The organism is Streptomyces sp. NPDC091682, assembly GCF_044756625.1.
Taxonomy (GTDB): Bacteria; Actinomycetota; Actinomycetes; order Streptomycetales; family Streptomycetaceae; genus Streptomyces.
The window spans coordinates 163,552-175,942 of record NZ_JBIVTH010000010.1 but is presented as its reverse complement, the minus strand read 5'-3'; the positions used below and the strand labels follow the sequence as shown (position 1 = coordinate 175,942).

The 12,391-nt window shown below is 66.4% G+C and carries 21 protein-coding genes and 2 pseudogenes; 16 read left to right on the top strand and 7 right to left on the bottom strand.

The genetic code is table 11. The features are described 5' to 3' along the window. Positions 1 to 27: 27 nt before the first annotated feature. The 11 genes from ACIQK6_RS23740 (at position 28) to ACIQK6_RS23690 (ending at position 5,780) form a co-directional block, all read left to right on the top strand. On the top strand, positions 28 to 213 hold the full coding sequence (locus tag ACIQK6_RS23740) for a hypothetical protein (RefSeq protein ID WP_402695387.1): 186 nt from the start codon (positions 28 to 30) through the stop codon (positions 211 to 213). Positions 214 to 243: 30 nt separating this feature from the next. Then, the gene (locus ACIQK6_RS23735; RefSeq protein ID WP_402695386.1) at positions 244 to 648 is read left to right on the top strand and encodes a hypothetical protein; all 405 of its coding nucleotides are present in this window, start codon (positions 244 to 246) and stop codon (positions 646 to 648) included. A gap of 25 nt (positions 649 to 673) precedes the next feature. Next, positions 674 to 907, top strand: coding sequence for a hypothetical protein (locus ACIQK6_RS23730; protein WP_393721190.1), 234 nt, complete (start codon positions 674 to 676; stop codon positions 905 to 907). A gap of 28 nt (positions 908 to 935) precedes the next feature. Beyond that, complete coding sequence (locus tag ACIQK6_RS23725) at positions 936 to 1,517, top strand: hypothetical protein (RefSeq protein ID WP_402695385.1); 582 nt, start codon at positions 936 to 938, stop codon at positions 1,515 to 1,517. 77 nt (positions 1,518 to 1,594) lie between these two features. Continuing rightward, positions 1,595 to 2,269: a hypothetical protein gene (locus tag ACIQK6_RS23720; RefSeq protein ID WP_393721188.1), complete on the top strand. Its 675-nt coding sequence runs from the start codon at positions 1,595 to 1,597 to the stop codon at positions 2,267 to 2,269. A 355-nt stretch (positions 2,270 to 2,624) separates the two neighbouring features. Continuing rightward, positions 2,625 to 3,263: a hypothetical protein gene (locus ACIQK6_RS23715; protein ID WP_393721185.1), complete on the top strand. Its 639-nt coding sequence runs from the start codon at positions 2,625 to 2,627 to the stop codon at positions 3,261 to 3,263. A 9-nt stretch (positions 3,264 to 3,272) separates the two neighbouring features. After that, the gene (locus tag ACIQK6_RS23710; RefSeq protein ID WP_393721184.1) at positions 3,273 to 3,704 is read left to right on the top strand and encodes a hypothetical protein; all 432 of its coding nucleotides are present in this window, start codon (positions 3,273 to 3,275) and stop codon (positions 3,702 to 3,704) included. Positions 3,705 to 3,722: 18 nt separating this feature from the next. Continuing rightward, positions 3,723 to 3,989 (top strand): hypothetical protein, encoded by a 267-nt coding sequence (locus ACIQK6_RS23705; protein WP_402695384.1) that lies wholly within the window; start codon positions 3,723 to 3,725, stop codon positions 3,987 to 3,989. Between the two features lie 20 nt (positions 3,990 to 4,009). Further along, complete coding sequence (locus tag ACIQK6_RS23700) at positions 4,010 to 4,252, top strand: hypothetical protein (RefSeq protein WP_393721182.1); 243 nt, start codon at positions 4,010 to 4,012, stop codon at positions 4,250 to 4,252. 28 nt (positions 4,253 to 4,280) lie between these two features. After that, positions 4,281 to 4,463 carry a helix-turn-helix domain-containing protein gene (locus ACIQK6_RS23695; RefSeq protein WP_402695383.1) on the top strand — a complete coding sequence of 61 codons (183 nt, stop codon included), beginning with the start codon at positions 4,281 to 4,283 and terminating at the stop codon, positions 4,461 to 4,463. Between the two features lie 36 nt (positions 4,464 to 4,499). Beyond that, positions 4,500 to 5,780: a tyrosine-type recombinase/integrase gene (locus tag ACIQK6_RS23690; protein ID WP_402695382.1), complete on the top strand. Its 1,281-nt coding sequence runs from the start codon at positions 4,500 to 4,502 to the stop codon at positions 5,778 to 5,780. A gap of 266 nt (positions 5,781 to 6,046) precedes the next feature. On the opposite strand, the gene ACIQK6_RS23685 is transcribed toward ACIQK6_RS23690, so the two are convergent. Together ACIQK6_RS23685 and ACIQK6_RS23680 are read right to left on the bottom strand one after the other, a co-directional pair. Then, positions 6,047 to 6,283 (bottom strand): type II toxin-antitoxin system RelE/ParE family toxin, encoded by a 237-nt coding sequence (locus ACIQK6_RS23685; protein WP_329099269.1) that lies wholly within the window; start codon positions 6,281 to 6,283, stop codon positions 6,047 to 6,049. Continuing rightward, a complete protein-coding gene (locus tag ACIQK6_RS23680; RefSeq protein WP_019434848.1) occupies positions 6,276 to 6,545 on the bottom strand; it encodes a type II toxin-antitoxin system Phd/YefM family antitoxin in 270 nt (89 codons plus the stop codon). The genes ACIQK6_RS23685 and ACIQK6_RS23680 overlap by 8 nt, the downstream gene beginning before the upstream one ends. A gap of 315 nt (positions 6,546 to 6,860) precedes the next feature. On the opposite strand from ACIQK6_RS23680, the gene ACIQK6_RS23675 reads away from it, so the two are divergent. Beyond that, the gene (locus ACIQK6_RS23675) at positions 6,861 to 7,409 is read left to right on the top strand and encodes an ArsR family transcriptional regulator (RefSeq protein ID WP_329099268.1); all 549 of its coding nucleotides are present in this window, start codon (positions 6,861 to 6,863) and stop codon (positions 7,407 to 7,409) included. Continuing rightward, positions 7,406 to 7,873: a hypothetical protein gene (locus ACIQK6_RS23670; RefSeq protein WP_402695381.1), complete on the top strand. Its 468-nt coding sequence runs from the start codon at positions 7,406 to 7,408 to the stop codon at positions 7,871 to 7,873. The genes ACIQK6_RS23675 and ACIQK6_RS23670 overlap by 4 nt, the downstream gene beginning before the upstream one ends. Positions 7,874 to 7,877: 4 nt before the next feature. Here the strand turns inward: ACIQK6_RS23670 and ACIQK6_RS23665 are convergent. Beyond that, positions 7,878 to 7,952, bottom strand: a pseudogene (locus ACIQK6_RS23665) (type II toxin-antitoxin system prevent-host-death family antitoxin); the annotation flags it as partial. Continuing rightward, positions 7,952 to 8,457 (bottom strand): annotated as a pseudogene (locus ACIQK6_RS23660) (Uma2 family endonuclease); the annotation flags it as partial. The pseudogenes ACIQK6_RS23665 and ACIQK6_RS23660, both read right to left, overlap by 1 nt. Before the next feature lie 138 nt (positions 8,458 to 8,595). Here ACIQK6_RS23660 and ACIQK6_RS23655 point away from each other — a divergent pair. From ACIQK6_RS23655 to ACIQK6_RS23645, 3 genes are all read left to right on the top strand, one after another. After that, positions 8,596 to 9,051 carry a hypothetical protein gene (locus tag ACIQK6_RS23655; protein WP_402695380.1) on the top strand — a complete coding sequence of 152 codons (456 nt, stop codon included), beginning with the start codon at positions 8,596 to 8,598 and terminating at the stop codon, positions 9,049 to 9,051. Positions 9,052 to 9,393: 342 nt separating this feature from the next. After that, positions 9,394 to 9,675, top strand: coding sequence for a type II toxin-antitoxin system prevent-host-death family antitoxin (locus tag ACIQK6_RS23650; RefSeq protein ID WP_329099264.1), 282 nt, complete (start codon positions 9,394 to 9,396; stop codon positions 9,673 to 9,675). Continuing rightward, positions 9,672 to 9,926, top strand: a complete 255-nt coding sequence (locus ACIQK6_RS23645) for a Txe/YoeB family addiction module toxin (RefSeq protein WP_329099263.1) — start codon at positions 9,672 to 9,674, stop codon at positions 9,924 to 9,926. Before ACIQK6_RS23650 ends, ACIQK6_RS23645 begins: the two co-directional genes overlap by 4 nt. Before the next feature lie 204 nt (positions 9,927 to 10,130). On the opposite strand, the gene ACIQK6_RS23640 is transcribed toward ACIQK6_RS23645, so the two are convergent. The 3 genes from ACIQK6_RS23640 to ACIQK6_RS23630 form a co-directional block, all read right to left on the bottom strand. Beyond that, positions 10,131 to 10,643, bottom strand: a complete 513-nt coding sequence (locus tag ACIQK6_RS23640) for a Uma2 family endonuclease (RefSeq protein ID WP_402695473.1) — start codon at positions 10,641 to 10,643, stop codon at positions 10,131 to 10,133. 600 nt (positions 10,644 to 11,243) lie between these two features. Then, a complete protein-coding gene (locus ACIQK6_RS23635; protein ID WP_402695379.1) occupies positions 11,244 to 11,921 on the bottom strand; it encodes a DUF6000 family protein in 678 nt (225 codons plus the stop codon). A gap of 3 nt (positions 11,922 to 11,924) precedes the next feature. Next, a complete protein-coding gene (locus ACIQK6_RS23630; RefSeq protein WP_329108308.1) occupies positions 11,925 to 12,119 on the bottom strand; it encodes a hypothetical protein in 195 nt (64 codons plus the stop codon). Positions 12,120 to 12,391 lie beyond the last annotated feature (272 nt).

The following is a 12,391-nucleotide window of genomic DNA, read 5'->3' as shown; positions in this document are numbered from 1 at the left end:
AGGAGGGGCCACCCCGAAAGGCTACCCGTGATCACCATCATCTGCGCCGAGTGCGGCAGGGCCCCCTTCGGCGCTACGGCCCAGGGCCTCTTCCGCTGCGACTCCTGCGCCTTCGAGATCAGCACCCGCGATCTCGTCCTCGACCCATGCGAAGCCTGGGCCGTCGACTCCGCCGGCACGCTCGGTTACCTCCCCGCACCCGACAACGCCTGACCCCCACCCCTCGCCCGAAAGGCAGGACACATGACCACCCCGTTCCTTTCCACCTTCCTGCGCGACAACAAGCGCAACCGCGACGGTCTCAAGGCCGCCTGGGTCCGGAAGCTCGAACTCGGATACACCACCCGCACCGAGCCGGTCACCGAACCCGACGGCTGCACCCGCACCCGGTGCGCCGGAGTCCACGAGGGCTACCCGGGTAGCGAACACCGCTGGGCCCTGCACTGCCTGCTGTGCGGCGTCGACATCGAGGTCTTCTACAGCCACATGCGGGAGCGCACCGGCAAGAACCCGGCCCCGCCCCGCCGCCACAAGGGATGCGAATTCTCCGGAGCCAGCCGCGCCAAGAAGCGTGCCGCCCGATATCTCGAACTCGGCCTCGCCATACCTGCATGGGATCTGGACGCCCGCGCAGCACTCATCGCCTGACTTGCTTCCCGAGAGGACCCATTACATGAACACCCGCACGATCCGCGTTCAGTTCAACGCTGAAGAGGTCTTCCTCCACACCGTTCTTGTTGACATCGAGATCGACGCCGATCAGGCCGACGAACTCCTCGAAGACGAGGACGTGCTGACTGCCTGGCTGGATTCCAACGTGAGCACCTGGGCCGACAAGCTCGTCCGGGCCAGGGGGGAGTACGCCGAATCCTCCGTCACCGAAATCATCGGCGCGCACGAACTCTGACCTACTCCAGCCCCCTGTAAGGACCGACATGACGAACGTGCTCGACACCACCGAAGACGGCCGCTACCGCGTCCGCCTGGTTCACGACGACCACGCCCCCAACCCTCGTCGCGACCGCGACACCCAGGTCCACGTGATCACCATCGACACCCACCTCGGCCAATACATGCCCGTCGACCGTGACGGCGGACCGCTTGCCGAAGCCTGGCACCGTCTGTGCTGGAACCGGTGGAAGGGCGTGGAGATCTTCACCCGCTACGTCTCCATCTTCCACGGCGGCATCGTCCTGGAGTCCGCGCCCGACAAGGGCGCCCGCTCCCTCTGGTACATGACCGGCGAGGAAATGGTTGCTCTCGACGCCGGGCTCCTCTCCGAGGGCTACATCGAAGCCGAGATGGAGGAGTACGAAGCCTGGGCCGAAGGCGACACGTGGGCCTGGGTCATCGAGGAGCGCGTCGGCTGGACCCGCGACTCCAACCCCGACGAATCCATGCAGACCTGGGACGAAGTCGACTCCTGCTTCGGCTTCTACGGCGGCGCTTTCGCCCGAGCGCAGGCCCGCAACGCCCTCCGCGTTTATGCGAGCCAGTCCGCCGACATCGCCACCTGATCCAACACGGGCCGCTCCTGTCCACACAGGGAGAGGGCAGGGGCGGCCCCCCTTCAGCACACGAAAGAGAGCACAACATGAGCACGCTGAACCTGTCCTTCGGCTCCGTCACCGTCGAGCGAGTCGAAGCCTCAAAGCCCTGGGTCACCGGGTACAGGCTGACTGGACCCCGGGTCCGTGGGACGGTTGAGATCGCCCCCGAATTTCATGAGCTGCGAGTCTCCGACTCCGAGCGGGCGTGGGAGTTCCTCCCCACAGCCTTCACGGTCGCCTACGGCCGCAGCACGTGGAATCGCTCCGGGGCATCCGGGACACTGGAAGTCTGCGGCTCCCGCCTGGCCGAGTACACCGTCGTACGCCCCGGTCAGACTGACTGGGACATACATGTCCGCCGCATGCAGACCGGCATAGGCGACTACCAGGCACCCGAGGGAGCCACCGTCCGGACCGGCGAGATCGTCCGGGCTCTCACCGAGATGCACCGGCGGGACGCTCAACTCGTCCATGAGAAGGCCGTCGAGTTCCTCCGCAGCCGCCGGAGCGACCGCCTGACGGCGATCGAGCGCGAGGCACGCGAGGTTGAGATCCAGCTCCGCACCCTCCAGAGCCGACACGCCAAGTTGCGGATGCGCGAGTCGTTGATGGCTGGGGAATGGGCTTTCGAGACCGCGATTGAGGAGGCCGCCCCGAAGGCCGGCGGAACGTGGACGCTCGGCCCGGCCGTACCCGCCTTCGGCGCCGTGGCTCAGTGATGCACGGCCTCCGTAAGCGTCCGGAAGGCCGCCTCCAGTGCACCCAGTGCCGGGCGGCCTTCCGGGACCGCGAGAGCGCGGACCGCTCCCGCTTTCACTGCCCCGGCGGACACCTTGCTCACGGACTGCTCAGCCAGCGAGAGCACGTCATCCATCCAACCTGGAGCCGCGACCACACCTGCGAAGGCTGGGGCTGTGAGGAGCCCGACCCCGAGCACTGGCACGGTCCCGACCCCTACTGCGACGAGCCCACCTGCCCGCTCTGCCTGCACGACTGCGACTGCGACGTGTGCGAGGGCCGAGAGCAGGCGCCGGGCTTGAACCGACTCAACGACAGCCACGAAGGATGAACACCATGAACACTCCGATCACCGAACTCGCGCCCGCCGGCACCGCGGAATCCGGTAGCGAGCCCGCGCTGCTCGTCGGCCTCGCGGGCGCGGCACGCTCGGGGAAGGACACAGCTGCCGAAGCACTCCTCAGCTCGGGATGGCAGCGAAAGGCGTTCGCGGACAAGGTCAAGGAGATGCTGTACGCCCTCGACCCGATCATGTTGGAGAAGGAGTGCGCCGAGGGTGTGACCAGCCTCCGATACGAAGTAGACGGCTACGGGTGGGAGACCACGAAGGACGTCTATCCCGAGGTGCGTCAGTACCTCCAGAGGCTCGGAACGGAGGGCGGCCGGGCAGCCCTCGGGGAGAACGTGTGGGTCCACGCGCTCCTTCGCGACTGCGAGACCTGGGGCCCCACCGTCGTCACGGACGTGCGCTTTCCGAACGAGGCCGACGCGATCCGTTCGCGCGGGGGCCTGGTGCTCCTCGTCGAGCGGGCCGGGCAAGACCACATTGCCCATGCCGGGCACGCCAGCGAGAACGCCCTCGCCGGATACGAGTTCGACGGGGTGATCCGCAACGACGGCACGGTGTGGGACCTCTACGTGAGCGTGAGGGAGGTCATCATGGCGGCAGGTGTAAACATGGAACATCTTTGTTAAGGTGTAGCCATGAGATTGACTCCCCGAAAGGAAGAGGTCGAAGCCATCAAGGCGCTTCTGGAGGACCCGACCTTCGAGAGCGCCGACCAGATGGCTAAGGCCGTTTACAAGACAGCTGCCGAACTCCTCCAGATGCGGGACCTGTTCGCTCTCGTCCACACCTGGAAGGACGGCCACCGCGGCCTCAACTTCGGCCCCTTTGGCTCCGAGGCCGAGATCAAGACCTTCGCTTCGAAGATGGCCTTCGGCGGGACCGGCCGGGTGGTCAAGCTCTACAGCCCCGGTGCCATGCTCGCCAACGTGGACGGCAAGAAGGGGTGGAAGGGGTACTGCTTCCACGCCGACTGCGGGCATGCCCCCTTCACCCACTCCCTTGCCGGCGCCGCCCGAGGTGCCTGCCAGATCCCCACATGCCCATGCGGCAAGTTCCAGCAGAAGTGACCCCAGATAGGGATGCCCATGACCAGCGCCAACCGGGACGACATCCTCCGCGCCCCGAGCATCACCGAGGCCGAGGTCGCTGAATTGCGCGCACTACGCGGTGACACGGCGCGGGTGACGAATGCCTTCCTCATCCGCCTTGCCGCCCACATCGCGAGGGCCGAGGCCGAAGGTGTCATCAACCCCGCCCGGCACTTCGCCCAGTACCTCGGAGTTCAGCGTCCCGCCGTCCTCACCTACATGCGGATGGTCCGAAACCGGAGCCTCACGCCACCCCGCTACTGAACACCCGAAGGAGCCAGACCATGAAGACCGTCGAATTCCACACCTGCGAGTGCTCCGACAAGCGGGGCTTCGCCAACGAACGAGCAGCCGAAAAGGCGCTCGGTCGCGCCCAGGCCAAGCGGGACCGCACTGCCGAACGCCGAGGGCAGCGCCGTGCCATCGACCGCGAGAACCGCACCTACCAGTGCGACTTCGGCATGTGGCACCTCACGAAACAGTCCCGCCGCTCCTACGGGGAGCAGACCGCACTTTACGCGGCCTAACTGTAAACATGTAGCCGAAAGGGGCTGTGTGACGGCAGGAGGAAGCAACCGGCTGCTGACGCCGGCAGAAGTGGCTGACTGGCTCAAGGTCAGCGACATCACCGTCAGGAACAAATACCGATCTTGGGGTCTCAAGCCTCAGAAGGTCGGACGACTCCTGCGGTTCCGCGAGCGCGACATCGTCGCGTACCTCGAAGACCACTACGGGTGACGGCTCCGCCCGTTCCCAACTGAGGAGAGGAGCCAGATGGCTACCGTTTTCCAGCCGTGCAAGGAGGAGGAGCAGGACCGCTTCTTCCCCTGCGAGAAGGCGCGCTGCGGCCACAAGTGGACCGTACGGTACCGAGAGCCGGGCGGGCGGACCGCGAGGCAGCGGGAGAGGAGCTTCGCCAAGAAGACCGGTCCCGACGGCGCCGACGCCTTCGCCACGAAGGTTGAGAACGACAAGGGGATGGGGGTCTACCTCGATCCCGCACGGGGAGCGATAACCCTTCGCTCGTGGGTCAAGGAGTGGCTGGAGCGGCAGGTCCTCAGCGAAGGCACCATGCGGAACTACACGGGCTTCGCGAAGAACCACCTCGTCCCCCACCTCGGCCGCAAAACGCTGGCCGGGCTCGCCAAGGCCGACTTCGAGAAGTTCGTAGCCGCTCTCCACCGATCGGGCGAGGGCATGGCGGCCTCGACGATCAACGACCGCATGAAGTTCGTGACGGCGATGATCGAGGCGGCCGTTACAGACAAGCGCATCGCCGCCAACCCGGCTGTCGGCGTCAAGATCGACCGCGTCAGCTCGCTCGCCGTCGACGAGGACGAGATCCCGACGCTCGGCGAGGTCGAGCTGCTCGCGAAGCACATCTCGCCGCAGTACCGCCTCACGATCTACTTGCAGTCAGGGGCGGGGCTGCGAATCAGCGAAACCCTGGCCTTTGCGAGTGAGTGCCGGCGGCCCGAGTTCATCCGGGTGCGGTGGCAGGTGAGCGCCAAGGCCAACCGCGGCGAATCCCGCACCACGTTCGTCCCCCTCAAGCACCGTGCCGAGGGGGAATACAGGGACATCCCCACTGCCCCCTTCCTCGAGGAGGAGATCGACACTCATGCGGGTGAGTGGGGTGGAGTGCCGGTCGTCTTCCAGGATCAGGCGGGGGACAGCCGACAGCTCGACGTCTTCTTCGCCCCGCGCGAGCGAGGCAAGGGGGTCATGCCCACGGCCACGACCTACGGCTACCACTTCCGCAAGGCGTGCAAGGCCGCCGGACTGGTGGATGCGAACGGCAAACCGAAGTACACCCCACACTCACTGCGGCACTTCTTCGCCTCGACCGCACTCGCAAACGGCATCCCGATCCACGAGGTCAGCAGGTGGCTCGGCCACAAGTCGATCAAGACGACGGTCGACGTCTATGGCCACCTCGTCCCAGGGGCTTGGCACCGATGCCGCGAGGTGATGCAGAATGCCATGAGGCCGGTGCCCGTGTCGGTGTCGACCGAGGCGCCGAGCGTGGCGGCGGGGTACGAGGAAGTTGTGTAGGTGCTGACCTTGTTTTCCCGTGCTGATTCCGTGCTGACTTGGCCCGCTCAGAACCACGTTTTCGCAGGTGAGAGCCCTGCACTGCACGTTCCGCTTCAACGTGTAGTCGTTCTCTTACTGCACGTGAGGCATTGGGTCAAACGCGCAGCTCAGAAGGGGTCGGACTCTGTCGAGTTCGACCCCTTCGCCGTCACCGTGCTGGATGGGTGCTGGATATTCTGACGTATGGTCAGCGGTGGTCAGGTGTCGTAAACGGTGGACCGGTGTCACACGTGAACGACCCCGACCACCAGTTCCCCGTTGCCGATCGTGTAGACGACGCGGTAGTCGCCAATCCGTAGCCGCCGGCGGTCTGGCTGGGACACGAGTGCGGTGGTGTTGAAGCCGAGCGGATCGCTTTCCAGCTCGGTCAGCTTGGCCAGGATGCGCAGCGCCATCTCGCGCGGGATCTTCCGAAGCTCGGCCTGCGCCTCGGGGCGGAAGACGGTTCGGTACTCACTCACCGCGCGCCAGCGTCTCCCTCATGATGTCCTCGATCGGGATGCCGGGTGCGGGGTTGGCCATGCGCTCGTCGATGATCCGATTGATCTCGCGCTCTTCCCACTCCTGGTACTTGCGCAGTACCTCGATGGAGACGACGGCGGCGACTTCCTTGCCGCGGCGCGTGATCACGGTGGGCACGTCGTCGCGATCGGCGCGCTCCACGACCTCCGCCAAATGCGCACGCACGTCGCGGATGGACTCTATGGGCAGCGGCTGTGTCATGCACCCAAGGGTACCGAGTGTCCCATGTGTACACAACAGATAGGGGTGGAGGGTGGGCCTCCTCCGTTGCAGCTGCGCGTGCTGCACGTTGGATAGTTTCATCAAGCGTGCAGGTCAGAAGGGGTCGGACTCCAGGGAGTCCGACCCCTTCTGTATTCCCGTGCTGACTTGGTGCTGACCTGGGGGCGCCTCGCGGTAGGCGCCAATGAGCGCGCCGGTGAGCGTGCGGGTGCAGATTGTTACTTTCATTGGGCGCTTGATATCCTGCGTCCAATGAAAGTATCGCCAAGCCTGCTCCCCATCCTCCGGTCTCGCATGCAAGGCGAGCTCCTCGCGCTGGTGCTCCTGCACCCGGACCGCGAGTACAGCATCACTGAGCTCGCGGCCGAGGTCGGCGTGACGCCCACTGCTGTCCTGCGGGAGGTTGACCGGTTGGCAGGCGGTGGAATCCTGGCCGATCGGCGAGTGGGGCGCAGTCGCCTCGTCAAGGCCCGCACGGATACTCCGCTGTACCGTCCGCTGAGCGAGCTCATGGCCGTCTCCTTCGGCCCCGTGCCCGTGCTCACCGATGCGCTCGCCGGACTCGAAGGCGTGGAGCGCGCCTATATCTATGGCTCGTGGGCCGCTCGGTACAACGGTGAGCCGGGGCTGCCGCCTGCCGATGTGGATGTCCTCGTTGTGGGTGCCCCCGATGCCGACGCGCTCTTCGACCTGGCCGAGGAGGCTTCACGGCGCTTGCGTCGTGAGGTCAACGTTCATCGGGTCTCCGTCGAGTCGTGGGAGGCCCGTACGGACGATCCGTTCCTCACCAGCGTTCGCGAACGTCCTCTGGTACAGCTGAATCCCGACTTGGAGGCGCAATGACGCGCTGGAATCAAGGGCGGTCGACGGTTGACGCGCTCATCGCCGGTGGCGGACTTGAGCGAGTCCCCGCTTCTCGGGAGGCGGCCGAAGCGGAACTGGTCCGGGCGCGTACCCATGTCGGCTCCGCGCGGCAGTTGGCGGCCACGGACCCGGAGGGTGCGTACACGCTGGCCTACGACGCCGCGCGTAGAGCGCTAGCCGCGGTATTGCAGAACCAGGGACTGCGTGCGACCAGTCGTGGCGGCCATACCGTCATCTACGAGGCTGTGCGGGCGCAGCTCGACCCGCCACTCGGTTCCATGCTGCGTCCTTTCAACCGCATGCGAGCCCGGCGAAACGAAGTCGAGTACCGGTCGTCGGAGGCCCCCGCCGTGACGCCGGAGGAGGTCACGGCCGACTTGGCGAAGGTGGAGGTGCTCGTCGAGCTCGCGGAGAAGGCGATCCCGAACATGCCGCGTTACTGAAGGTGGCGACTGCCTTGCCCCGGCGCGTGATCACCGCGGGCACATTGTCGCGATCGGCCCGCTCCACGACCTCCGCCAGGGTGGCGTGAGTTTGTCGAGGTCCACGCTGATCTCGAAGGGCACCGGGCGCTGGAAGATGCCGGCGGGTGCGTGGACCACGGGTGCCCCGCCCTCGTCCTCGATGCACCAGTAGTGCGGGGTACCGGCCTCCGCGTACTTGCGGAGCTTTACTGTGCGATCGCGATGGGCGGACTCGGGTGAGACCGTCTCCACGACGAGCTTCACGTCCTCCAGGTCGTACCAGGTGCGGTCGGGGTCATAGGCCAGGTTCGTCAGCAGGAGGTCCGGCTCGGGCCGGTTGCGGGCATCGAGGCGACCTCGAAGGTGTCCGACGCCTGCGCCATGAGGGTGGCGGTCAGGGCGGTGACGAGGCGGCCGTGCCAGGACCGCTGGGGCGACGTCATGAAGACGAGGGCTCCGTCGATCAGCTCGGTGTGGCGGGGTGCCTCGGGGAGGTGATCGAGGTCCTCCGCGAACCAGCCTTCCGCGCGCGGCGGGCGCATCCAGTCGGGGAGCGCGGTCATTGGGCAACCCTAGCGATTGCGGCCGTCACGAGGGGGGTGTGCAGCTGATCCACAATGGGCGCATGGACGTCGTCGGGATGCTCGAAAGAGACGGGGGAGCGCCCGAACTGGATCCTGTGCGCCTCTTGATTGAAGACCGTGCCCACTGAACGGAACATCCGCACCAGCTTCGCCTTCTACCCGCCCAAGGGAGATGGTGGAGCGTGGCGTGCCACTGCCGAGGCTTTGGAGACGGCTCTGAGGGAGGCCTTCCCCGATTCCGGGGTGGAGTATCGAATCTCCGGGATCCACGGTATGCCGGTCCTTGATTTCGAGATCGAGCTGGTGTCGGGCGTATGGATCGACGGGACGGCGTCGATGCCCAAGCCCGACCATGCCTACATCACATTGACCGATGTGACCGCGGACGAAGCCGCTGTCTTCGCGCGGTGGCTCCGGGACTTCTTCGCGCCTGCACCCCACCTCGTCCGGTTCGCGAGCAGCCTTGCCGTGGCGAACGGAGAGCAGGATCCCTGGCCACTGCCGGCCGAGGGCGGCGAGGAGGAGCTCGCGGCGGGGCTGCGCAGGCACCTCGCCTCCGTCGAGACCCTGTAGGTCGGTCCGCAGAGAGTCCGTGGGGCACCCGTAAGCGACCGTCGGAGCCCAATGTAGCCAACGCGGAGATGCCTGTTCAGGGTGTTGAATGCGACTCCGCCGCAGGTCAGGACCAGGCTTCAGGCATTCCGCTTCAACGTCTGAGCGGATGAAGTAACACCACGTCACTGACATGTCAAACATGCAGGTCAGAAGGGGTCGACTCCTCCAGGGGTCGGCCCCTTCGTGTTTCCCGTGCTGGGATGGTGCTGGGAAATCTGGCTAGCCGTCAGCCATTTGACCCGCCCGATGGACGTCGAGAGTGGTACGTTATTAGGTACCACTTGAGGGGAGAGGTCGGCCATGTCCATAACCGCGAGCGAAGCCCGCAAGGAACTCTTTCCGCTGATCAAGAAGGTCAACGAGAATCACGAGGCCATCGAGATCGTCTCCAAGCACGGCAACGCCGTGCTCGTCTCGGCCGAGGACTACGCGGCGCTGCGCGAGGGCTCGTACCTGCTGCGCTCCCCGGCGAACGCCCGCCGGCTGCTCAAGGCGTACGAGAACGCCCTGGCGAGCATCAACGTGTCGGAGCGCGAGCTGATTGATCCGGACTCGGCGGACGCGGGTGCGGGTGCCGCGTGAGGCTTGTCTTTGAGGATCAGGGCTGGGAGGACTACACGTCCTGGCTCAAGAACGACCGCAAGATGCTCGCCCGGATCAACAAGCTCATCGAGGACGTCAGGCGTGACCCGTTCTCAGGGATCGGCAAGCCCGAACCCTTGAAGTACCACCTGCCCGGCGCGTGGTCGCGGCGAATCGACGACGAGCACCGCCTCGTCTACCTGGTGACGGAGAAGGAGGTCATCATCCTCGCGGCTCGGTATCACTACTGACCGCCCGTGCTGGGATGGTGCTGGGAGAGGCCCCTCCGAAACGACGTTTCCGCAGGTCGCAGCTCTGCGCTCGAGTTCCGCTTCAACGTGTAGTCGTCTCATTGCTGCAAGTTAGTCGGTTTCGCCAAGCATGCAGGTAGGAAGGGGTCGAACTCTGTCGAGTCCGACCCCTTCTGTACTCCCGTACTGACTTGGTGCTGACTTTCAGCTGCTTCGGGGTGGCGTGAGTTTGTCGAGGTCCGTGCTGATCTCGAAGGGCACCGGGCGCTGGAAGATGCCGGCGGGTGCGTGGACCACGGGTGCCCCGCCCTCGTCCTCGATGCACCAGTAGTGCGGGGTACCGGCCTCCGCGTACTTGCGGAGCTTTACTGTGCGATCGCGATGGGCGGACTCGGGTGAGACCGTCTCCACGACGAGCTTCACGTCCTCCAGGTCGTACCAGGTGCGGTCGGGGTCATAGGCCAGGTTCGTCAGCAGGAGGTCCGGCTCGAGCCGGTTGCGGGCATCGAGGCGGATCGTCATCTCACGCTCGACCTCGAAGCCGTCCGGCGCCTGCGCCATGAGGGTGGTGGTCAGAGCGGTGACGAGGCGACCATGCCAGGACCGCTGGGGCGACAGCATGAATACGAGGGCTCCGTCGATCAGCTCGGTGTGGCGGGGTGCCTCGGGGAGGCGGTCGAGGTCCTCGAAGCTGCCTCCTTGCTGGTGCCCGAGGATGCCGCCACGGACCGGGACATCTCCGTATCCGACGTCTGGGACCACCTGGCGCGCGAAGAGTGGGAAGCGGCGCTCGACCTGCTCCAAGAGCTGGGCGACGGATGGGCGGCGCCGGCGGGATTCCGGGCACCCCACCTCGTCCGGTTCGCGAGCAGCCTTGCCGTGGCGAACGGAGAGCAGGATCCCTGGCCACTGCCGTCCGAGGGTGGCGAGGAAGAGCTCGCGACGGAGCTGCGCCGGCACCTCGACTCCGTCGAGACCCCGTAGGCCAGTCCGCATGACACCCGTGAGCGACCGTCGGGACCCGATGCGCGCCAACGGAGAAGCACCTGGTCGGGGCAGTCTGCTGGGCTCCGCCGCAGGCATTCCGCTTCGACGTCCGATGCGTTCGGCGAAAGGTCGCCTGACCTGCGGTGGAGCGGCTGCGTCTTCTCGCCGATTTGTGGCTGGGCATCGGCGGACCGGCGGGTTCGGAACGCTTGCCGGTGCCGCCGAGGCCCATGGGGGTTGTGCGGCAGGTCGGGGCGGCGCAGCGATGGTTGGCTTCGACCAGGAGGTCTCTGCTCAACTGGCGGGCATGCGCGGCAGGTTGCTCGCGCGCTAGGACACGGAGTCTGCAGGTCGGTCGAGAGACGGGTTCGGGGGCGAGGAGCGGGACCAGCCGTTGGCGAAGTCGCATTGGAGGTCCGTCCAGCGGCGAAGCTCGACGGGGGTGTAGGCGGGGTGGTCGCGGAGGTGGGCCAGGGCATTGACCCACTGGTCCCAGAGGCCGTCGGGCTGGGTGAAGCGGTCGGCGTGGTTGGTGCCGAGGTGGGCGTCGAGGCGGAGGAGGGCGCCCAAGGCGGCGGGCTGGTCGTAGCGGAGGTCGGTGCGGGGAAGGTAGTGGTCGAGGTAGGCGGTGAGGATCTCGGCGTCCGCGTGGGTGCCGAAGCGGGCCAGGGCGAAGCAGTAGGCGCTGCCGGAGAAGCAGAACTCGCTGGCCAGGAGCAGGTCGCCGATGCGTTCACGGAACGTGGCGCGTCGGCCTACGCCGATCAGCCAGGCGGCGGTGAGGCGTGAGCGCCACTCGTAGCCGAGAAGGGCCTCCAGCTCAACATCGGTGATCGTGGCCGAGTCGTCGATGAGGTGACGGGCGAAATGTTCGGCGTGAGGCCACTCGGGTCGCAGGAATCGACCACTTTTCAGGACGAGGTAGCGGGCGTGGCTTGAGTCCTTCCTCGCCGCGTAGCGCTCGATCACGTAGCCGTAGCCGATCTCCTCGGGGTGCTGGAACGGCATCGGTCACCTCTCTGGGTACAGGTCGGTACGGTCGATCCAGGTGGGGGCGACGAAGATGTTGTCGCCGACAGGGGCTTCGGAGGCCTCCAGAAGCGACCACGTGCGGGCCTCGTCGACCAGGTGCTCCCAGGGCGCGGTCCAGTCGAGTTCCCAGTCCAGGCCGGTGCCAGAGATGCCGTACGTGCGGCCGGCGTCCACCCGCCAGAACTGGGAGTAGAGGATCGCCTGGGCGTGGTCGGCCAGCGGAACTGGACCCCGTCGTCCTCCCAGAAGCAGACGGGGCAGATCTCGTAGGAGCCGGGCATGGCGTCGAGCACGCGGTGCCCGCAGCAGGGACAGGGGTAGCGGTCGCTCACCCGCGCAGTCTCGTTGGAGGTCCGGCCGGTGCGCCACGGGTTTCTCCGCCCCGGTACCCCTGGCCGGTCCGTAGCAGCCGGGCCTCCGGGCACTCGTCTGGTCCCGGCGGACAC